Origin of the sequence: Actinomadura gamaensis (assembly GCF_042652125.1) — a bacterium.
GTDB lineage: Bacteria > Actinomycetota > Actinomycetes > Streptosporangiales > Streptosporangiaceae > Spirillospora > Spirillospora gamaensis.
In genome coordinates, this window is the sequence record NZ_JBHSIT010000006.1 from 203,439 (window position 1) to 224,730 (window position 21,292).

Genomic DNA, 21,292 nt, shown 5'->3' on the forward strand with positions numbered 1-21,292 from the left:
CCCGGCAAGTTCGGACATCCTGGCAATGTGAATAGAGTCAACAGGTTGATCACCCGTTGACTGGGGCGTATTCTACCTATCCCGGTCATTCCGGCTACTCCTCCGGAGGTGATCATGTCTGATCCCCGGCGCCATGCGCACTGCGTCGATGGCGAAGCTCCGTACGAGCCGCTCACGGATCTGCTTCCCGGTCTCGGACGGCGAGAGTTGGCCGAGGACCTCGCGACACACGTGTCGGCCCAGGAGCTGGCCGACATGCTGGAGACCTTTCCCCTGGACGTGCGGCGCGCCGCGCTGGCGCCGGTCGGCGTGCGAGACGCCCGGAGGGTCCCGGCGGCGGCGGTCACCGCCGCCCTGCGGATGCTGAGCGGCGGCGATCCACGCCGAACCGAACGCTTCCGTTCGATCCTTGCCGGGTGGGCCCTGCACGCCTTCGGCAATCCCGACGGTCTCGGCCGTGACGACTGCGTCGCCCTGCTTACCGAAACCGGAGCCGCTGACGTCCTGCGCCGTTCAGAACACCTGTGGAGCTGGGCCGTCGGGGAGTGCCCGGGCACGATCCGGCTCTGGTCACTCGCCCAGGTCGTCCAGGAGGACAGGCCGCTCGCCGCGATGGCGCTCGGCCTGCTCGCCGGAGAGGCCGCCCACCTCGCTGACACAGGGCCAGCGCTTCGGTCCGCCTGGCAGCAGCTCCGGTGCGTTCATCCTGACCTTCCCGAACAGCCGATCGGTGCGGAGCGGCTGTGTGCCATCGCCCGCGCCGCGACCGCCACCCCGCCCGCGGAAAGCGAGCCGACGATGAACTCCGGAACCAGCGACGCCGCAGCCACCGCGCCGATCGACACCGAGGATTTCGCCGCCGAGCTCGGCCGTCTCCGCGAGCGCTTCCCGGCAGCCGCCGAATCGGCGGAACGCGTCGCCGGATGCCTTCGCCGTGGAGAACGGCCGGACGACACCGACCTCGACCAGGTGCGCGACGCCGTCCGTGACTTCGACACCCTCCGCGTCAAGGTGGCGGCCCTCGGCGGAGACGAGCCCGCCGCCGAGCTCGCCGACCTGGAGCGACGCGTCCAGGCGACCTCGCAGGTCGAACGGGTCCGCGCTCTGGCGGGGCTGAGCGGTCCGGAGATGCTCGCCGGGGAGATCGACGAGATCCGGGCCATGAGCCAGGGCCCGGATGCCGAGCGTCTGGTCGTCCTGGCCGACCTACTGGACGCGTTGGCCGGCGACGACGACCGCGCCGTTGAACTCGCGGAGAGGGCCGCCGCCGAGCTTCCCGACCGCCTCCGGAAGGTCGTGTTCGCCGCCACGACGGGACGGCTGAGCATGGCAGAGCAGCCGAGCCCGGTGACGCCGCCGGAAGGGGAGACCACCAAGCAAGCCGAACCAGAGCCGGAGCCGACGCCCGAGTCAGAACCCGAACCGACGCCCGAGTCAGAACCCGAACCAGAGGCGGACGCAACTCCGGAAGCGGAACCGGACGCCGACAACGAGCCCACCGAACCACGGCTCCCCGAGGATGATCTGGCCGAGCTCGACGCGATCATCCGCGAGGCGACCGGCGGCCAACGCGCCGACCGCGACGAAGCGGCGCCGGAGCAGGCCGAGCCCGAGCCCGACGCTTCCGTCGACGCCGACGCCGACGCCGAAGCCGCGGAGCCGGTCGCCGCACCGGCCCCGCCGGAAGTGAGCGAGCGCGCGCAGCGAGAAGCCGAGGAGTTCGTGCAGGCTGAAGCTGCCGCCATCCGCGCTGGACGCTTCGGGCTCGCCGCCCACCTGCGGGAGGCCGCGGGGCGCCCCGACGCCGAGCGCAACGCCCGCCGCTGCGCCGCGCTCGCCAGCCACATGGCGCTGTTCGGTCAGGAACTCGCCGGGGAGTTCACGCTCGCCGCCGAAGGGCTGGAACCCAAGTCCTTCGCCGACGACCTGGGCGGCGCGATGCTGGCGTGGGCCGCCGGGATCCGCGCGGGGATCGTTTGCCCGACACCTGAATCCACCCAGCTCGTCGACCAGCTCAACGTCTTCTTCACGGAATGGCCTCTGCTGCGCGACTGCGGCGAGGCGTTCGTGCAGGCGGCCCGGTCCGGGGCCTACCTCAGCCCCGACATGGACGGGCTGATCCGCGGTGCCGCGGCGGCGCACGAGGAACGCCGTGCCGCGCAGCGCGAGGCCGACCGCCTCCTGACGGAGGGACCCCGCGGGAAGATCAAGTTCCAGTTCGCCACCGAGGTGTTCAAGTCGCTGCTCAAGAAGGACGGCGGGGCGGTGGGAGAACTGCTGGCCCTCGTCGCGGCCGACGACGCGTCCCGCGTGGCGGAGGTCGGCGCCGCCGCCGTGCGGCTCGCCGCCCCGTCCGAACGGGACCGCGTCATCGCCGAGGCCGAAGTGCGGCTCGGCCGCAAGAAGAACACCATCATCGGTCCCGCGCGCAAGAAGCTGGAGGAGCGCATCGCGACCGCCCTGGCTGTCGTGGACGCGTGGGTCAGGGCCGCCCGCAGGCACGACGAGCAGGCCGGCGACCATCAGGACCACCGGGTCGCGACCCTGCGGCAACTGCGCGACACCATGGCCGAGAAGCGGGCCCGGATCAGCGGCGAGTTCACCGACTTCGCCACCCATGCGGCCGATGCGGACCCGGTGATCAGGGCCGCCGCGCACGCCGCCGCCGGGTTGCTCGACCGCACGGTCGGCCTGCTCGACGGCGCACCGCTGCCGACCGCCGAACCCTCGGTCGGATACGTGCTCAACCGGGACCTCCTGCTCGTCCCCGACCTTCCGGTCGCGCCGCGGACCCTGGCCCCGCGAACGCCGCCCGCCCTCGACGGTCTGGTGCGAACGGCGCTGGCGGGAGACGCCGACTGGGCCGCCGCGTTCCAGGCCCGCGCCGACCGGCTGGACCACGAGGCGACCAGGGACATCGTCGCCGTCGTCGCGGGGACGGACGCGACGCTCGCCGCGGAGCTGCGCACCCGCCGGGACGACCTCGTCGCCGCCGCGCGGGCGGAGCGGGACCGGCGCGTGGACGAGCTGCGGGACGAGATCGCGTTGTGGCGGCGCGACGGTGTGCTGACCGAGGACCAGGTCCGGCGGCTCACCGAGGACCTCGTCCCGCTCACCGCCGAACGCGCCGACTTCGACCGGGTCAGCCGGGAGCTCGGCGAACTGCGTGCCCGTGCCCTCCGCGAACGTGCGGAGGCCATCGAGGTCGAGCGGGAACGGTTGACCCGGATCGAGAGCGCCCTGTCCGCCGCGGACGCCGAGCGGGTTCGCGACTGCGTCGACAAGGGCGACCTGACCACCGCGCGCGAGTCCCTCGCCCAGCTGGAGGTGGGCAGGTCACTGCCGCAGCGCTCCACCGAGCCCGACCACTTCACCCTCTTCTACCCCGAGTTCCCGCGCGTCTTCGCCCGCCGTGCCCAGGACGGACGCCGCACCCGTTCCCCGGAACAGAGCGGGCTGCTCGGCTCGCTCAAGGACGCCGTCCAGGTTGGGAAGGCGCCGGCGGACGCCGACCTCGAACGGCTGCTGGAGCAGGCCGGGATCGACATCGGCGCGATGCGGGCCGCCAGCCACTCCATCGCCCGTGACGGCCTGCGGCAGTGGCTGGCCTGCGCCCAGGGCGGCAAGCGCAGCGTGGGCAACCTGAGGTCCTCGATCGCCCGCGTGCTGAAGATGATCGGACTTGAGGGTGACCAGCAGGAGATCGAGACCACACCCGACCGCTGGTGGCTCGATCTGCGCAATGTCCGCTCCACCGAGCGTGCGCCGCTGCCCGCGTTCGGCAGCGGGATGAGCCCGTCCGGGAACCGGCTCCGACTGCTGCTGGTGTGGCGGCAGCCGGACCCGCGCAAGTTGATCGACCTGCTGCGCGGCCAGCCCGAGGGACAGACGGTGCTGGTCCTGTACTTCGGTGTGCTCTCCGATCGGGACCGCGTCGAGCTCGCCCGGCTCGTCCGCCGGCACACCGGCGCCCGCCGTCAGGCGGCCGACCACTGGCCAGTCGCCGGGGTGCTGGACGACGCCGCGATCGCCTACCTGGCCTGCCACCCCGACAACTGGGCGGTGACCGTCACCCTGATGGCGCCGTTCACGGCCACCAACCCCTACATCTCCGCCAGCGACGTCAGCCTGGTGCCAGACGAGATGTTCTACGGTCGCCGGGCCCAGCTCGACAAGGTCATCGACCGTCGCGGCCCGTCCTTCGTGTACGGCGGTCGGCAGCTCGGCAAGTCGGCGCTCCTGCGCAAGGCCGAGCGGGAGGTGCGTGACAAGGACGCCGACCGCACGGTGATCCTGGAGACGATCCAGCACATCGGCCGGGACCCGGCCAGCTCGCTGTGGCCGCGACTCGGCGAGCGGCTGTGCAAGGCCGGGATCGTCCGGCGCGGCCTGACCACCCGTGATCAGGTCGTCGAGGGCATGCGCGAGTGGAGTGAGGCCAACCCGCATCAGCAGCTGCTCATCCTGCTGGACGAGGCCGACGACTTCCTCAACCGGGACGCGGCGCAGGGACGTTTCCGCGACGTCGGCGCGCTGCGGGACCTGATGCACGACACCGACCGGAGGATCAAGGTCGTCTGGGCTGGTCTGCACCAGACCGTCCGCTTCCACCGGCTGCCCAACCAGCCCCTGCCGCATCTCGGCGGCCAGATCGCGATCGGCCCGCTGGACCCGCAGGACGCCTTCGACCTGCTGGTGAAGCCGTTCGGCACGCTCGGCTTCCGGTTCCCCGAGACGCTGGCCGCACGCGTCATCGCCGAGGCCAACAACGCCCCGGCGCTCATCCAGCTCTTCGCCGAGAAGCTGCTGACCCGGTTGCGCGACGACCCCGAGACCCTCGCCGCGCTGCCCCACGCGATCACCCGAGAGCATGTGGCGAGCGTCTGGCGGGACAGCAAGCTGCGGCGCGATTTCCGGGACCGCTTCGAGTGGACCCTGAACCTCGACAACCGGTACAAGGTCATCGCCTACACCGTCGCCCTGCACGCCCTCTACTCGGGAGCATCGGCGGGCCTGAGCGTCGCCGAGCTGCGCCGCGAGTGCCAGAGCTGGTGGGAGGAGGGCTTCACGGACTGCACCAGCGACGCGTTCCGGCTGCTGCTGGAGGAGTGCGTCAACCTGGGCGTGCTCGGGGTGGACGGGGACCGGTACCGGCTGCGCACTCCGTACATCCTGGACCTGCTCGGCGGCACCCGGGAGGTCGAGTCCGTCCTGCTCAACCAGGACTTCGAACTGCCCGACGCCTTCGACGCGCACTCCTACCGAGCCTCCTACCATGACGGTCCGGAGCGGTCTCCGCTCAGCAGCGCCCAGCTCTCCCGGCTGCTGCGGCCCACGCCGCTCGTACACGTCGTCGCCGGATCGGCGGCGTTGCAGGTCGAGCGCGTCGCCGCAGCGCTGCAGGAGGGGGTGACCGACCGGGAGGGACTGCGGATCTGGACCTTGCGCCCCGGAGAGCGGACGCTGCGCGGGGCGCTCAGCCAGGCCGCTCTCCAGGACGGTCAGCACGTTCTGCTCATCGACAAGGCCATGTGCACCGACGCCGGGCCGTTCGAGCGAACGCTGGAGGAGATCCGCGGTCGGGTCACCGGCAAGGTCCGCGACCGGCTGTCGGTCGTCGTGGTGGCCGGTCCGGGCCTGGCCCCGTCGTGGGTCCGGGTCGGACGGCAGGACGACGTCGAGCTGGTCGAGCTGCGCCGGTTCGACCAGGCCGCCGTCCGGCAGTGGATGCTGGAGGAGTCCCAGGGCTTCCCGGACAAGCCCGGACAGCAACGGCTGCTGGAGGTGACCGGAGGCTGGCCGCTGCTGGTGGGCAAGGTCGTCACCTGGTTCGCCGAGGACAACGACCGGGACCGGGCGCTGGAGCGGTGCCGCGGCTGGTTGGCCGAGCACCCGCACATGCTGCTGGAAGCGTCGGGGGTGGCCGTCGACTCCTGCCTCACCGGGGCCTGGCGGACGTTGGTCGAGTTCGGCGGTCCCGCCGCGCCGGACGAGCTCGCCGACCTGCTGTCCATGCAGGGCGAGGAACCCGGCAGCGGCCTGTCCCCGGCCGAACTCGACGCCGCCGGATACGGCGGTACCGCCGACCTGGTGGAGGCGCTGCGCGTGCTGGGAGCCCTCATCCCCGAGGGGACGAGGCTGACCGTGGAGCCCGTGCTCGCCGCCGCGACGCGCCAGGCCGGTGACGGGGTATGAGCGGCGATGCCGACGCCGCTCTGAGTGCTGTGCTGCACGCGGTCGCGGAGGTGGTGCTCACCCGGCCGCACCAGGCCGGGCTCGCCCGCGATCCCGAACGAATGGTGACCGAGCAGGCGAAGATCCTTCGCCGGGCGCTCGAACGCGTCCCCGGTGTCCGAGCACGAGTGGCGGAACTGCTCGCGGAGCGCTCTCTGCCCGACCGGGCCGAGCCCTATGTCACGCTGCTCGTACACCCCGACGCCGAGGTGGTCCGCGCCGGCCTCGCGCTGTGCGACGCCGCCGGAAACCACCAGCGGGACCGGGCGGCGGCGCGCACGGCCGAACGCCTCGAGCGCAAGGTCGCCGATCTCCGGTCACGTCTGGAGCGTGCGGAAGGACGACTCGACCATGCGCAGCGGGAGACAGCCGAGAAGGACCGTCGGCTGGCCGAGGTCGGCGAAGCCTTGGCCGAGTACGAGGAACGACTCGCTGATCTGGAAGACCGTCAGGGCATCGAGCGGCTCCGCTGGAAGGACCCCCACGCGCTGGCCGCCGCGCTCTTGGGCATCCTGGAACCGTTGCCGCCGAAGCCGCGCGATGACGCCGCTTCACGAGATCCTCGCCCACACCGGACCGGTGTGACCGCGGCCTCCGCCAAGACCACCGAACACATCGCGGCCTCCCGCGACCGCTACCTGGAGGACGTCGCCAGAACGGTGAAGCTCGACCGCAACAGGCTGCTGGAAGTGCTCCGCGCCATGGTGGACCCGACACCGCCCCGCGAACCCGCGCCCGCGACGGCTCGGGAACTCGACCTCCGGATCACGCCGCTGGGCGGCGGAACGGAGATCGGCGGGTCCTGCCTGCTGGTCGAGGCGGGGGACTCCCGCCTGCTGGTGGACGCTGGACTGGTACCGCGTGACGGGGCGCCGCCCAGCGGCATCGACCGGGCGCTCGCCGGACCGCTGCATGGCGTCGTGGTCACCCATGCGCACAACGACCACTGTGGGTACGTCCCAGCGCTGGTCGCCCGGCGGCCCGACCTGCGCGTCCTGGCGACGCCCGAAACGGTTCAGCTCATGCCCGTCATGTGGGCCGACACGGTGAAGGTCACACGTGGCCGTGACCGGCTGTGGTCGGAATGGGGCGCGACATCCGCGGCCCACTTCGGGTACGCGGAGGTCAGGGCGGCCGTGGGACGGTGCGAGGAGGTTCCCTTCGGCGCGCGACGCCGCATCGGTGACCTGACGATCGAGCTGTTCCCCGCCGGGCACATCCTCGGCGCGGCGGGCGTGGTGATCCGGGCCGGGGATCGGCGCGCCGTGGTCACCGGGGACATCTCCGGTTTCGTGCAGGAGAGCGTGGACGGCTACCGGCTGCCCGAGTCGGCCACGGGGGCGGACCTGCTCGTGATGGAGTCCACCTGCTGCGGCGAGAACCACGGGGACCGAACCGGACGGGTGCACGAGCTGATCCGCTCGGTGGCGGAGATCTGCGAGGGCGGCGGCCGGGTGCTCATCCCGGCCTTCGCGCTCGGCCGCGCGCAGGAGGTGGCGCTCGTTCTCCGCCGCCACTTGCCGGACGTCCCGGTCCGCATCGACGGCATGGCGACGGATCTGGCGCATCTGTTCGAGAGCGCGACCGCGGGTTCGGACCGGCCGTTGGAGATCTTCGGTGGCGCCGTCGCGGTCGCCGACCGCCCCCGCGAGCTGGAGACGTTCCGCACGGGCGTGATCGTCTCCACCTCCGGGATGCTCAACGGCGGTCCCGCCGTCCAGTGGGCTCGGCACATCCTTCCCGAGCCCGGCAGCGCGCTGTTCGTCTCCGGCTACCAGGACGAGGAGTCGCCCGGCGCGGAACTGCTTCGGCTGGCCGGGCAGGGCGGAGGTGAATTCGCGCTGATGGACCGGGACGAGAAGATAAGCCTCAGGGTCCTGGCGAAGGTGGCCACGATGCGGCTGTCCGCGCACGCCGACCGGGGAGGCCTGCTGGAGATCGCCGACGGTGTGGCCGCCGCCGACGTCATGCTCGTCCACGGCCTGGCCGGCCGGCAGCGCAGGTTCGCTGAGGTGCTCCGGCACCGCGGACACCGGGTCGTGCGCACCGGGGAGTGGCGCGCGGGCTGAGACCGGGGGCCGGGGGCCGGCGTCGGCCGGACCCCGGTGCCTTCACTCGGAGTCGGACGCGTCGGGGTCGTCCATCGGCAGTACGTACTCCTGGGCCAGAGCTGCCAGGTGCAGGGGGAGGGGCAGCGCCAGGGCCTCGGGATAGTCCGGGGGCTGGCGGAGGATGTGCGCGGTCAGCGCCAAGGCCTCGGGGGAGTCGCCGTCCTGCTCGTGGCAGCCGAGGACGGTCAGCTCCATCAGGGTCGGGTTCCAGCCGACCTTGTCGGTGTCCAGGGTGAGCCTGCCCTCGTTGCCGCCGAGGGTGAGGGGGCGCGGAGCCAGCTTGTCACCCCTGACGGCCGACGAGCCGAACTGGACGGGCTTGGGCGTGGTGCTCCAGAAGACGCGGTCACCGTTCGGTTCGCTCTCGGGAACCCACAGGTTCGCCGGGATGCCGTTCGCGTCGCCCTTGGGGTGCACGCCCCACCACTGCGCGACCTCGCGGTTGCCGGCACCCCGCACACGCAGCAGACGCAGGTCGGGATCCAGGCGGCGGGCGGGGGCGTGGCCGGTGCGGATCCGGTCCCGCTCGACGCGGCCGTCCTGGATCCAGGTCCAGTGGCGGCGGGCGTTCTGCGCGTGGACGAACAGCAGGGTCGGAGTGCCGCGCAGGCGGCGCTGGACCTTCTGCAACCACTGCTCGGTCGCGCGGCGCTGCTCGTCAGCGGACTGGCGGCGCGTCGCCTGCGGCTGGGGGGCGGGCTCGTCGGTGTCGACCGCGGCCTCGACCTCGGCGCGGGCGGCGAGCCGCAGCAGCATCACCGGGTAGGGGACCCATTCGCCCGCGCCGTCGTCACCCGCCGGGTCGAAGCCCTCCACGCGCGCGATACCCGTGCCCGGCTCACCCGGCGTGACCAGGACGGCGACCGGGGAGTGCCCGGCCCAACGGTTGCGTGCGGTGCGGTTCTTCTGCACGAGCCAGAGCGCCGCGTAGCGCAGGCCGTCCGGGAGGCCGCTGAGCGTACCGGGCTCGGGCAGCACACGCGCGCCGAGCTGGCGCAGGCCGTCATCCCACGCCATGAGAGCCCGGTGCCTGTCCTGCTTGCCGGCCTTCTTGGGGACCAGCACGAACTGGCTCAGCACGCCCGCGTCGGCGAGTCCGAGGCGCAGAGCGAACTTCGGGTCGTGCGCGGGCGAACTGAAATCGCCCGGATGGTCGATCTCGACCAGCGCCAGGGTCGGGCCGTTCCCGGGCTTGTCGGCGGCGGTGAACGCGGCGACGGCGTTACGCCGGGCGGTGATGGCAGTCGCAGCCGTCGCACGGGACGGACGGCCCTTCTCCGGTAGTGCCAGGTTTTCGCCGAGACCATCGGTGAGCTTCAGGCAGCGCAGCCGCACGGTCAGCTCCGGCATGCTCCATTCCAGGACGGCGGCCGAACCGGGCTCCGCGTTCTCGAACTCCTCGGCGCTCGGGCGGACGCCGTCGTCCTGCAGGCCGAGATGCTCGATGAGAGCGGCGATCGCGGTGTCGCGCATCTCCGGTGTCTGCCACAGCAACCGCGCCTCCAGGACGGGCGCTCCACTCAAGGCGGATACGGCGAGCGCCGCAGCGGTGCGCACGGTCTGAGCCCGCTGTTGGGCGGCGGGAGCCTTGCTCGGGGTGGCACGACCGAGCCGAGTCCGGCGGCGGCGCGGAACCGGACGCAGCTCGGGCGGCAACGCCTGCTCGGCCCAGCTGACGATCTCCGAGCGCTGATGGGACATCAGCCCGGAAGCGACCGCGTGACCGCCCATCGCGGTGTTGTGCACGACCCCGGCGCGCATCTCGGGGGCGAGCCACTTCTCCGGAAACGTCACGATCTCCTCGGCGGACGGGAAGGGGGCCTGCAAGGAGATCCCGTCCAGCACGCCGGTGGGACCGCCGTCCGCCCAGTCGGTGACGTACCCGTCGTCGGTACGACGGCGCTCCAGCCGCGCGACGGCGAAGCGGTCGGACGGCGGCGCGCCCGGCAGCCACGGCACGGACGGCCGCAGCAACACCGTGGCACGGCGACCATGCGGCACGTGGAGCTGTCCGGTCTTGGTGTTGACGCGGGTCGCCCAGCGGCGGATTCCGCAGTGCAGGTGGAACCGCGGCATCGGGTTGAAGGGGACCGTCTGCAACGTGATGTTGAGCAGAACGGAGAACCACCACGTGCGTCCCTTGGCGTCCTCGAACGGCCGCGGCTCCGACACCAGCTCGGCGCCCTGGTCGCGGGGTCCGCGCGGCATCGCGTGGAAACGGAGCCGTCCGCCCTCGAACTCGAACTCGGGCAGGTCCAGGATGCGGCGGGCGAGCCAGTCGGTCGTCAGCGCGTACTGGTGCGGCAGCGGCGCGGCCGTGCCGCCGCCGCTGACCGGACAGCGCAGCAGCTCGAACTCGACCTCCCGCCAGACGGGCGGTGCGGCGTCCAGCTCGCCCTGAACACCGGTGCGCAGTTCCCGGTACTCGCGGTCTCGGGCCAGCTCGGGGCGGAGATCGCGCAGCCAGGCGTTGCGCAGCAGTTGGAAAGCGCGCTCGGGAATCGGCTCGGTGCCGGCGGGCGAGCACAGCCACCAGCCCGGCTCGTCCGTGGCACCGGGCGGCCTGGGCAGGGCGAGCAGGTCGGGAGCGAGTGCCTGGACGGCCAGTTCCATGCGCCGGGTGGGCGCCGTCCGCCAGGGCTCGGCGTCGGCGGGACGGCCGGCGTTGCACAGCTCGAGAATCGCCGACTGCCACGTCTCGGGGAACTGGAGCGCGCGGTACCCGGCGGTGAGGGAAGCGTCGGGGGAGACGGGAGCCCAGGCGGCTGCCTGGACGTGGTGGTAAGCCACAGCCATGAGGGTGCCTTTCGGGTGAGGTTCAGGTGTGGTTCCGGAGGGTGAGCAACGCCCGGTGCAGCGGCCGGTAGAGGAGCCGTGCCACAGCGGGGTCCGCCGGGTCGGGGAACCTTTCCGGTGCGAGGGCGCCGTCGAAGTAGGGGCCGAGAATGTCCAGGAGGTCGCGGAGCAGTCCCTCGGGGACGCCGTGGTCGGGCGAGGCGACGGCGGGAACCCCGTCGAGCACCTCGGCGTCGGCGAACGCTGCGTCCACGAAGACCACTCGCGCGGGGACCCCGCCGCGTACCAGCCGTCCGATGACCTGCCACAGGACGACGAGCTGGTCCCAGGCGAAGACTTGCCGCTCCCACGCGGGAAGTCGCGAGCGGATGTAGCGGCGGGTGAGGAGGCGCCGCCACTCCTGGCGGGCCTCGTGCCGGAAGTCCAGTGCGGCCCGGTCGAGCCCGCCCGCCCTCGTGACCAGTTCGCCGAACGTGGCCGGACCCGTGCGGCCGTCGTCCCCGGACAGGACGCGGGGCAGCCCACGGGAGAACCGCGCGGCCCAGTCGTTGACCGAGTGCACCGCCAGCGCCAGGTCGTCCGGGCGCGGGTGGGGGCGGGCGAGGAACATCGCCAGCCCGAACGCGGCGTTGCGCTGGAAGTTGAGGATGTTGTGGCCGCGTTCGACCGCCATCAGCGGCGCGACGAGGACCTCGGCGCCGCACTCGCCGAAGGAGGCCAGGTCACCGCGACGCAGCACCCCGACGGGTTCGTCCGTGCCCGCGTCCGGTCCGGCGCCGGCGTCCAGGTCGGCGGTGTCGGGGATCAGCAGCCGCACCCCACCGCGCCAGCGCGGGATGGAGTTCAGCACGGTCGCGACGCGGGCCGCCTCCCGGTAACTGCCGACCAGCAGCAGCGCTCGCCGCCGGTGCGGGTCACGGACGTGTGCGAGCTCCTGCTCCAGCGGGCTGGCGGTTCCGCCCCGTCCGGGAGAGCCGAGCCGCATCGCCAGCGCCTCCGCCAGCGCAGGCCGGACTTTCGGGTCCGCCCCCGACAGGCGGATGCGTCTGCCGTGCGCGTCGCTGATCCAGCGGGTGGCGAACGCGGTGCCCAGCACGGCCTCCGTGGCCCGCGCCGACGGCTTCAGCACCGCGCCGACCGGTGCCGGGACGTGGTAGCGGCTGGACATTCCCGCCCAGCTCGTGCCCGACAGCAGCAGCACGTGCGGACCGGGCCTGCCCTTGCCGGGATCGGCGCCGAGCGTGGCGAGGGCCGTGAGCAGCTCACGCCCGACGCCCGCGCAGCGGAAGAAGCGCAGTGTCCCGCTCTGCCGTCCGTCCTCGTCGGTCTCGCGCTCGTCGGGGAGGAACTGGAAACCGAGCACGTTGCCCATGGGCGACTCGGGGACGACGGGCGCGTAGTCCGCCGGGGGGCGGCGCGCCAGCTCGTTTCCGGTGGCGTCCAGCCGCAGCGCCGCCTCCACCATCGGCCACAGCCAGGCGACCCGGTCCAGATGCTTGGCCAGGATCGACAGCAGCAGCGCGAACTCCAGGCGGCGGCAGGCGGTGTCGGCCCAGGCGGCGTCCTGCGTCCTCTCCCGGACGGGCGTGTCGGTCAGCAGTTCCCGGAGCAGGACCATGGCCCGCTTACGGGTCTCGGTGGGAGAGGACGTGCCGATCAGGTCATGGGCGAGGGCCACCAGGCCGTCGATCGCCTCGCCGTGCGGTCCGTGGACGCCGAGCGGGTCGTCGCGGAAACCGTCGAACACGGCGGTCAACGCGGCGCGGCGGGCGTCGGCGAGCACGTGGGCCGGGTCGTCACCGGAGCCGGTTTCGTCGTCCTCGTCGTTCTCGAACAGCTCCCGCTCGTCACGGACGCCGTTGTCGGCGCCCTCACGACGCGCGTCGCCGAACCACTCCGCAAGCAGCTTCTCCTGCAGCGTCCAAGGACTGAAGTAGTCGACGTCCACCCAGTCCCGCAGGTCCCCGTCGGAGATGAGCAGACGGTAGAGCTCGTCGGTCGCCAGGCTCGACATCCCCACGGCGGTGTTCCACTGCTTGACGTCCCGGTCGGTCAGCGGAAGACGCCCGCTGCGCGTCAGCTCGGCGATCTTGTGGGTGTGGATGCGGTCCAGCCAGGACTCCGGCCCGGGCTGCACCAGCGTCGCCGCCGGAGCGAAGATCCCGTCCAGCCGGAGCTGGACCGCGTCCGCCTCGTCCACGATCACGATGTCGCCGACCGTGCACGCCAGTTCCAGGTAGCGCAGCCGCTCGTCGTTGAGGTGCTTCGGGACGCCGGACTGGACGAGGCTGGCGGGGTTGGCGATCCAGATCCGGGCGTCCACCAGCCGGCGGGCCGCGTGGTGGCGGGGGCAGCGGCTCCAGACCGGACATGCGTGCGGCTTACCGCGCAGGACACGCCCCTCGTCCGGGTCGCGCGCGGGCCGAGCGCCGGTGCGGCTGCTGGGCCGGTACAGATCGAGCAGCGGCTGCTCCTCACTCGTGGCGACGGGGTTTCGCTGCTCGGGATGCAGGCCGACGCACGGGGCGTCGGCGTACCGAAGAGGCTGGGCGGCCTCGATGCCGCGCAATGCGTCCACCGGGCACGCCGTGCTCAACAAGTCGAACCCGTCGTCGTCGTGGTCGAGCAGGTTCTCCTTGCCCTGCGCCGCCTGGCGCCGGTGCAGCCGCCGGACGTGATCCTCGCGAGTGGACGATCCGAGGACCGGAGCGGCAGGGATACCGAGCCGGTCGAACAGCGCGGTCAGCCGGAGCTGTTCGGCCACGTCCCCCACGACCAGGGTCGTGCGCAGCGGCGTCGGCAGCCGGGCGGCCCACACCGCCACGAGCACCATCAGCGTCGACTTGCCCGCGCCGACCATGCCGACCATGTGGAGCAGCTCGGCCAGGACGAATCCGCCGTCGTCGCGTTCGGCGAAGTCACGGCCGGACGCGTCGCGGACGGCGACGTGCAGCTCGTCGAGCCGCCGTTCCCAGTCGCCCGCCTCGGCCGAGCCGCGTTCCCGCTCGTCCATCCACCGGGCGGTCTCCAGCAGCATGGCCCGCGTGATGACCAGGGGCGCGCCGTCGCCCGCTCTGCCCTTGGCCAGGTCATGGCCCGCCGCGCGCGCGAACACCAGTTCGTCGGGGATGGTCACCGACGTCGCCCGGCGGCGGTCGAGGAAGGAGTGGCGTCCCGCCGTCGCGAGCGTGAAATCGTGGGTCCGGTAGGGCGGCAGCGCCGACAGCGCGTCCTCGTACACCCGCGTCCGATCGGCCGCCACGGTCGGACGCAGCACTCGCGGCGGAGCACCCTTGGGAACGTCGTAGGCGCGCAGCCGCTCGGGCACTCCCCGGTAGGTCTCCAGGAGTTGGAACCAGCTGCGGCGGCGGCGGATCGTCCAGAGCAGGACACGCGCCGCCGCCAGCGCCGTCCGCTGTTCCTCGGTGGAGACGAGCCCGGCCGCGTCCGGGAACGGGTACCCGCTGAGCAGGACGTAGGCGTCCTCGGCGGGGCGTCCCGGCGCGATGCGTCCGAGCAGGAGCAACGCCAGCTCGACCCGGCAGAGGTCGCGGGGGTGCATACCCGGTTCGGCGGCCTCGTCCCGCCATGCCTTGCGGAGCGCGGAGCTGACCGGGCTGTGCCAGGACTCCTCGTCACGCATGCTTCCTCCCTCTGCCGACGGCCTCGCCGCGCAACCGCCGCCGAGCCCGGCGGCACAGCTCCTCATCGGTCACCAGGGTCAGGTCACCGGCCTCCTCCGGGCGGGACCGCTCGAAGACCCGGATGTAGTCGGACCGCGCGTCCAGCCGATGGCGCGGCACCACCCAGAAACCCTCGTCGTAGGGCGGGACGGCGGGAACCGGACGGGCCGTGCGTCCCAGCAGCGCGGGATGCGCCCAGTCCTTGACATCGATCGCCCAGACGTGGCCGTCCGGGAACGTCACCCGCAGGTCGTAGCTGTCGTAGCCCGGCCACATCGCGACGCTGAGCCCCAGCGCGGCCAGGGCGTCGCGCAGGTCCATCTCGGCCCGGCCGGGGCCCGTGACGAACTGCCGGAACGGGCGGGCGAGCTGCCGCACCGGCCCGTCGTCCACCGGGGTCAGGTAGCGGCCGACCGGGGGCGGCCCCTGGCGGCGGCACCGGTCCCGCTCGCACCACCAGCCGTCGCCGGGGACGGGCGTGAGCAGCGTGCGGCAACGGCCGCAGACCGCGTAGCGGCCGTCGCGCAGGAAGCTGTCGGGAACGTCCCAATAGATCTCGTCGAGAAGGTCGCGGACCGGCTCCAGCAGCAGCTCGAACATGATCTCCATGCCGCCGTGCGTCAGCACCGGCCGGTTGACCAGCATGTCCCGGAAGGCGGTGTAGCTGTCGGGTTCGCCGTACTCCCGGCACGCGCGCATCGCCCGGTCGAACACCTCGCGGTCGCACAGCCTGCCCGCGCTGTCGCGACCGTGTGCGGCCCACTCGTGACACAGCTCGGTGGGGCGTCCGCTGTCCCGGTCCAGCAACCGGTCGCCCGGACCGACCAGGAGGTCGGGAAGGTCCAGCGGCCAGTCGGAGACGGGCCGCTCCCGACACCAGAGGACCAGCTCGGCCAGACTCAACGGCGGGTCGGCCCCATGGAGCAGGCACAGCAGGACGGTGCGGTCGAGGGCGAGCTGCGCTTCGTCGGGATAGGGCAGGGCGAACGAGTCCAGCTGGTCCTGACGTTCCAGGGCGATGAGCGCCGCCGCCAGGGTGGACAGCAGCGCCTGCCCGTCGTGGGCGACCATGGTGGTCATCGGGCCGCCTCCTGCTGTCGGGACGGGCACCAGCGGCGTACCTCGCAGTCGGCGCAGTACGGGCCGGGATTCGGGGCGCAGGTCTGGTCGGCCGCCCACGGGCCGGTGAGCGCGCCGAGCACCGTGCGGGCCTCGTCGAGAGTCGACGCGTCGAACGGGTCGATCTCCTCGCAGGAGACCCCGTCCCCCCGAAGAACCTCCAGTTCGATGCGGGATCTGCGGGGATCGCCGCCGGGAACGCCCGCCGCCGTCATCACCACGGCCAGGGCGAGCTGCGGGTAGGTCGCCAGCAGGGAACGCCCCTCCCAGAGGGGACGGGAAACGGTCTTGGTCTCCCGCCAGACCCAGCCACCCGCGTCGGTGTAGAGGAGGTCGGGATCGGCGATGACGACGGTGTCCAGCTCGGGGTCGTAGGCCGTCAGGCGCGGCTGGACGAGCACCTGCTCGTGAGCAGGAAGGCCGTCGAGCGGACACACCCCGCGGTGCTGGGCGAGCATCCGTGTGGCCGTGTCGGCTTCGTCGGGCGGAAGATCGGGCAGGCCTTCCGGCACGGGCACGTCACGGCAACCGTTGCGGGGACGGCGCGTGTGCCGCTCGTTCAGCACGGCGTCCACGATGCGGCCCCGGCGGATCGCGGCGTTCTCCGGCCGACCGTCGTTCAGGTGCAGCACCCGGGTGAGGTGGAACGCCGCCGGGCACTCGGAGTGGCGGCGCAGGTCGGACGCCGACACGCTGCGCCGCTCGCGCGGCCGGGCCGGGGCGGGGACCTGGAGCAGGCCCGGCGTCCGGGGTGGCTCGGGGCACTCCGCCAGCGCCTTGCAGCCGACGCAGTCGGAACCCGGGACGAGCTCCGAACGTCCCATCACCTGCGTCAGGACGGGCTTCGCCAGCTCGTCGTACCGCTCGGAGACCTCATGGACGTCCCAGTCGGCGAGGACCTCGACCTCACCGTCCCCGCAGCCGACCCCGATCACCCGCACGCGGGCCGGTGGGATGTTCACGCCTACGGGCTCATACCAGCGGGTGTGGCGCGACTTCGTCGCCGGGACACCGGACGCGAGGACGGACGCGGCCGCGGCGATCTGAGCAGGCGCGCGGTCGAGTCTCAGCTCATTGACGGACAGAAGCCACAGTTCTCGCACCGAGCCGTCCGCCGAGGCGTAGCGTCGTCCCCAGGCACACCGTTCGTAACGCTGGGCACCGCGCGCGTCCGGCTGAGCCGCGTGATGGATCGCCACCCATTCGTGTCGAACGGGGAGCGTGGCCGGATGACCGGCGTCCGTGCGGAGGCGCTCGGAGCGTTCTCGGGCCGCCAGGTAGGTGCGAACCGCATCGGCCGTCCAGTGCCGGTGCGCGGGAAGGCAGCGGCGGAACGACACGTCTTCGGCGAGCGCCCGGTCGAGTTCCACGCCGTGGTGCTCGATGCGGTCGAGCACCCGCATGAAGGGACCGAGGGCGAAATCCTCGAGCTTGGCCCAGGGGGCACCGCGGTCGGCCTGGACGAGCGGCCGGACGCGCAGCGCGGCGGCCCGCGGGCAGCTGCGGGGGTCCTGCTGGAGCACGGGGAGCCCGACCCGGACGAGCCGGGGATCGCCGTGGGTGCCGGGGGGAGTCGTGTTCACGGAAGCCACCTCCTCGGTTGGCAGTGGGCTCAGTGTAAACATAGTCAAGGCACTTTCGCTCGTATGCTGCTAGATTCATCGTCCCGGACGAGGCTGACAATTCAGGAGAGCGCGATGGAGCCGGATGAGGTGATCGGCGGTCGGTTCCGCATCGAGGCGCCCTACTTCGCGGGCGGCATGGCCAGGACGTGGCGGGCGGAAGACCTGCGAACCGGTGCTCCGGCGCTGGTCAAGGTGATTCACGACCGCCTCGATCCGCACGGGGTCGGCTGCGGTCCGTCCTCGCCGACCGAGGCGGACGAGTGGCGGCACCGGTTCCGGCGTGAGGGCGACCTGCTTCGGGACCATGGTGGCCAGGGCATCCCGGCACTGCTCGGACGCGGTGTGCACAAGGGCGTGGATTACCTGGTCATGGAGCTCGTCGAGGGCACACCGCTCCAGGACTGGCGCAAGGGCATTCCCGTCGAGGCGGGGGCCGCCATCGGAATGCAGCTCGCGGAGACGCTTGAACGCGTCCACGCGGCGGGGATCGTCCACCGCGATGTCAAACCCCAGAACATCGTCCTGCGCGCCGTGGACGGCGCCGTCTTCCTCGTCGACTTCGGCGTCGCGTTCGACACCGACCCCGACGCCACCCGGTACACCACCGAGGACCGGACCCCGGGAACACTCGGCTACAAGGCTCCCGAGCTGCTGGACCGAGGTGAGACGACCGTCAAAGCCGACATGTACGGGTTCGGGGGCGTGCTCTATCTCCTGCTGACGGGACGGCGGCACTTCACGGCGACCGAGCGCGGCGCCATCGAGTACGAACAGCTCACCAGGACCGCGCCCCGCATGCGCAGCGTGCTCCCGGATCTGCCCGAGGATCTCGATGACCTCGTGGCCGGACTCCTCGAACGCGATCCCTCACGGCGTCCCGGCTGGCAGGAGGTCAAGGAGGTGCTGGCGCGGTATCTTCCGCAACGCGGCGCTCCCGCGCTGCCCGGACTCGTGCCCGACCCGACTCTCCGGTTCCGTGACGCTGCGGCGGGACCGCCCGCGCAGACGGAGAACGAGCGCCGGACTGCGCGGAGGCGCGGCTGGAGTGATGCGGAGGACTGCCATGCGTTCCTCCGCGCGGTTCCCGACGTCGACCGGATGATCCGGGCCCAGGAGTTCGACCGCGTTCCGCCGCACTTCGAGCGCCTTCTTGTAGCTGCACGCCGCCGATGGGGATTCAAACGGCCGGAAGTCGCGCTCGGGCAGCTCCGCTGGGCCGACGCCCTGCGCGCGGGGGAAGAGGGGCGTTGCATCGAGGCGGGGCATCTGTACCGCGAGCTGGAGCGGGGACTGCGCCGCCGTCCGGACCACGACGCCAGGGTGCTGTGGTGCGAGGCGCAGCTCGGTATCGCCGAGTGCATGCTCGTGGAGGAGGGCTCGGGGAAGCTCGCCGAGGCCGGAGGACTGTGGCGGAGCGTGGCCGAGGAGATCTCCGCGAACGGCATCCGGTCGCCCTGGTTGCGCGAACGCCTCGAACAGGTCCGCATCGACCTGGCCGAGCGGGGTTGGGACGGGTGACGGCGGAGCGGTCAGCGCGCGTCGAGGCGTCCCTCCGCCGCCAGCGCTCCCACCGTCGCCTCGAGCGCGGCTCCGGTCCGGCACAGGTGGTCGAGCGTGGCGTTCAGGTCGGCGAGCTGCTGAAACACCGCGCCCAGCCGTCGCTGTTCCGAGATCGGAAGCCGAGGCACCGACAGCCTGCGTGGATCCACGCGCGAGCTGGTCGAGGCATGGCCTCCGGCACGCCGGGCGTTGCCGGGAGCACGCAGGCAACCGGCCAGGAACCAGGGGTCGATCCGGTCCGGATCCACGCGGAGCACGAGCAGCAGTGACGACAGGGCCGCGGGTTCGTCGGTGTGCACTCGGGCGTCGAACGCGCGGGTCGTGCCGACGACGATCACGTCGCCGCGCCGTGCGAGGAGGAGATCGTCCTTCCCGTCCTCCGGTGGCGCGATCCACTGCGGCGCGTCTCCGGCGGCGAGCCCTTCAGGGGTCAGCACCGGCACCGCGTTCGCCGGGGCCGGGCCCACGCCGACACGGTCTGAGGGAACCGTTCCGCTCGCCTGCACACGCAGGGCTCCGACGCGTTCCAGTTCTCCGATCGTCACCTTCGCGATCGGGGCCGCATCGGGGTCGGCCGCGAGTCCCGACAGCGTGCGCCGCAGCTCGTCGGCACGCCGCAGGCGGTCGGTCAACTCCGACCAGTTCGCGCGCAGCCCGGCGGCGTACTCCTCAGCGTCCAACGGCAGGTGCCGGGCGGGAGACAGATCGACGTCCTCGTCCAGCAGCTCGATCACCGGTACGCGTCGGGTGCGCTCCGCCGTTTCCGCGTCGTCCCAGGCGTGCCGGACCCGAAGGGCGACGGCGGCCCAGTCCACCCCCGGGCGGCCGGTGGACGGCCGGACCCGGCAGTCCGAGGCGTCCACCATGAGGACGGCCGCGTCGCCGCGACGATCGGGGGCGCCCAGCACCCATAGGTGAGGTGCGATGGCGTAGGGCGGAGCCGAGCCCACGGGCAGGGCCACCACCGCCCGCAGCGCTCCCGAGCGCAGGAGTCCCGCGCGGATGCGGCGTCCCGCCCGCCGTGCGGCCACGGACGGGGGCAGCGCGAGCACCGCGATCCCGGCGTCCGCGAGTACGGACGCCGCGTGCTGAACCCAGGCCAGTTCGGACTCGGTTCGCGGCGGCAGCCCCCACACCCAGCGGGGATCGGCACTGAGTTCGTCGTATCCCCAGTCGCGCTGGTTCGACGGAACATTGCACAGGACCACGTCGGCCCGCACGTCTTCGAACGCGTCGCGGCGCAGGGTGTCGCTCGCCTCGATCCGGGCCTCGACGTTGGTATGCACGCCGACGCGTGCCGCGGCGAGGGCGGCCAGAGCGGGGTCGAGCTCCTGACCGAGTAGGGACGGGCGCGACCCGTGCGCCCAACGCCGGGCCGCCGCGAGCAGCAGCGAACCGGTGCCGCACGCCGGATCGAGGACGGTCTCTACCTTCCCGGCACCGCCGAGCTCCGCGATCTCGCACATGAGCTCGGCGAGCAGCGGGGGAGTGGCGGAAACCTGCCGGACGTGCGTCCCGAGCCAGCGATCAAACAGGTAGGCGAACGTCGCATCGGAGCCTTCGCGCTTGGCCAGAGCCCGCGCGTCCCTCAGCAGCGCGAGCTCCGCCTCGTTCAGCTCGCCCTGCGGGTCGGGACCTGGCCGCCGTCCCGAGAGCTCATTGCCGACGGCCGCCAGGATCCGAGCCATCACGTCGCGCTCGCCGAGAGCCTCGAACCTCGGCCACAACCGTTGCGCCGCGCCGGTAGTCCCGGGGAGCCGGCCGTGCTCCCGAAGCCAGGCCTCCACCTCGTCCAGGGAGAACTGCGGGCTGGTGTCGCTGCCGCCCGTCGGAGCCGGGAAGTCGGGGTGCCGCCGCCTCCAGTTGCTGACGGCGGCCCTGCCCACTCCGGCGATGCGAGCGATCTCGGCCAGCGTCACGGTCACGGCGGCATCGCCGCCGACGTTCGGCATCTGTCCTCCCCTGGCGGCTCCGGTCACGCCGCCTACAGCGTGCATGCCGGAAGTGGGCCGAGCAACCGTTGACTGAGTTTACTCAGAGGGGGCGGAGAGACTGCCGGGGGGTGGGCCCGCGACACGCGCCAGGCTACGGCCTCGGTGAGGACGGCCAGGGGGTTGGCGCGCATGCCGGAACGGCACGCTGAGGCGGGCTCAGGCCAGATGGA

General features: G+C 72.5%; 8 protein-coding genes. 3 read left to right on the forward strand and 5 right to left on the reverse strand.

What is annotated here, in order from left to right:
- The first annotated feature begins 231 nt into the window (after positions 1-231).
- Together ACFPCY_RS21425 and ACFPCY_RS21430 are read left to right on the forward strand one after the other, a co-directional pair.
- Entirely contained in the window at positions 232-6,195 is a 5,964-nt protein-coding gene (locus ACFPCY_RS21425) for a hypothetical protein (protein WP_378257789.1), read from the forward strand.
- The gene (locus ACFPCY_RS21430; RefSeq protein WP_378257792.1) at positions 6,192-8,303 is read left to right on the forward strand and encodes an MBL fold metallo-hydrolase; all 2,112 of its coding nucleotides are present in this window, start codon (positions 6,192-6,194) and stop codon (positions 8,301-8,303) included. Before ACFPCY_RS21425 ends, ACFPCY_RS21430 begins: the two co-directional genes overlap by 4 nt.
- Positions 8,304-8,345: 42 nt before the next feature.
- On the opposite strand, the gene ACFPCY_RS21435 is transcribed toward ACFPCY_RS21430, so the two are convergent.
- Genes ACFPCY_RS21435 through ACFPCY_RS21450 form a run of 4 tightly spaced genes read right to left on the reverse strand, consistent with a single transcriptional unit; the run spans position 8,346 to position 17,526 of the window.
- Positions 8,346-11,141 (reverse strand): pPIWI_RE module domain-containing protein, encoded by a 2,796-nt coding sequence (locus ACFPCY_RS21435; RefSeq protein WP_378257794.1) that lies wholly within the window; start codon positions 11,139-11,141, stop codon positions 8,346-8,348.
- 22 nt (positions 11,142-11,163) lie between these two features.
- Positions 11,164-14,784, reverse strand: a complete 3,621-nt coding sequence (locus ACFPCY_RS21440) for a pPIWI_RE_Z domain-containing protein (RefSeq protein ID WP_378257796.1) — start codon at positions 14,782-14,784, stop codon at positions 11,164-11,166.
- Positions 14,777-15,904 (reverse strand): pPIWI_RE_Y domain-containing protein, encoded by a 1,128-nt coding sequence (locus ACFPCY_RS21445; RefSeq protein WP_378257797.1) that lies wholly within the window; start codon positions 15,902-15,904, stop codon positions 14,777-14,779. The genes ACFPCY_RS21440 and ACFPCY_RS21445 overlap by 8 nt, the downstream gene beginning before the upstream one ends.
- A complete protein-coding gene (locus ACFPCY_RS21450) occupies positions 15,901-17,526 on the reverse strand; it encodes a PD-(D/E)XK nuclease family protein (RefSeq protein WP_378257798.1) in 1,626 nt (541 codons plus the stop codon). Before ACFPCY_RS21450 ends, ACFPCY_RS21445 begins: the two co-directional genes overlap by 4 nt.
- Positions 17,527-17,640: 114 nt before the next feature.
- On the opposite strand from ACFPCY_RS21450, the gene ACFPCY_RS21455 reads away from it, so the two are divergent.
- A complete protein-coding gene (locus ACFPCY_RS21455) occupies positions 17,641-19,086 on the forward strand; it encodes a serine/threonine protein kinase (protein ID WP_378257799.1) in 1,446 nt (481 codons plus the stop codon).
- Positions 19,087-19,097: 11 nt separating this feature from the next.
- Here ACFPCY_RS21455 and ACFPCY_RS21460 read toward each other — a convergent pair whose 3' ends face one another.
- On the reverse strand, positions 19,098-21,080 hold the full coding sequence (locus ACFPCY_RS21460; RefSeq protein WP_378257800.1) for an N-6 DNA methylase: 1,983 nt from the start codon (positions 21,078-21,080) through the stop codon (positions 19,098-19,100).
- Positions 21,081-21,292: the final 212 nt, after the last annotated feature.

What these genes read in the sequence shown, in the direction of transcription:
- ACFPCY_RS21430 (WP_378257792.1), top strand. Translation starts at nt 6,192, where the DNA reads ATGAGCGGCGATGCCGACGCCGCTCTGAGTGCTGTGCTGCACGCGGTC.
- ACFPCY_RS21435 (WP_378257794.1), bottom strand. Translation starts at nt 11,141, where the DNA reads ATGGCTGTGGCTTACCACCACGTCCAGGCAGCCGCCTGGGCTCCCGTC.
- ACFPCY_RS21440 (WP_378257796.1), bottom strand. Translation starts at nt 14,784, where the DNA reads ATGCGTGACGAGGAGTCCTGGCACAGCCCGGTCAGCTCCGCGCTCCGC.
- ACFPCY_RS21445 (WP_378257797.1), bottom strand. Translation starts at nt 15,904, where the DNA reads ATGACCACCATGGTCGCCCACGACGGGCAGGCGCTGCTGTCCACCCTG.
- ACFPCY_RS21455 (WP_378257799.1), top strand. Translation starts at nt 17,641, where the DNA reads ATGGAGCCGGATGAGGTGATCGGCGGTCGGTTCCGCATCGAGGCGCCC.
- ACFPCY_RS21460 (WP_378257800.1), bottom strand. Translation starts at nt 21,080, where the DNA reads ATGCCGAACGTCGGCGGCGATGCCGCCGTGACCGTGACGCTGGCCGAG.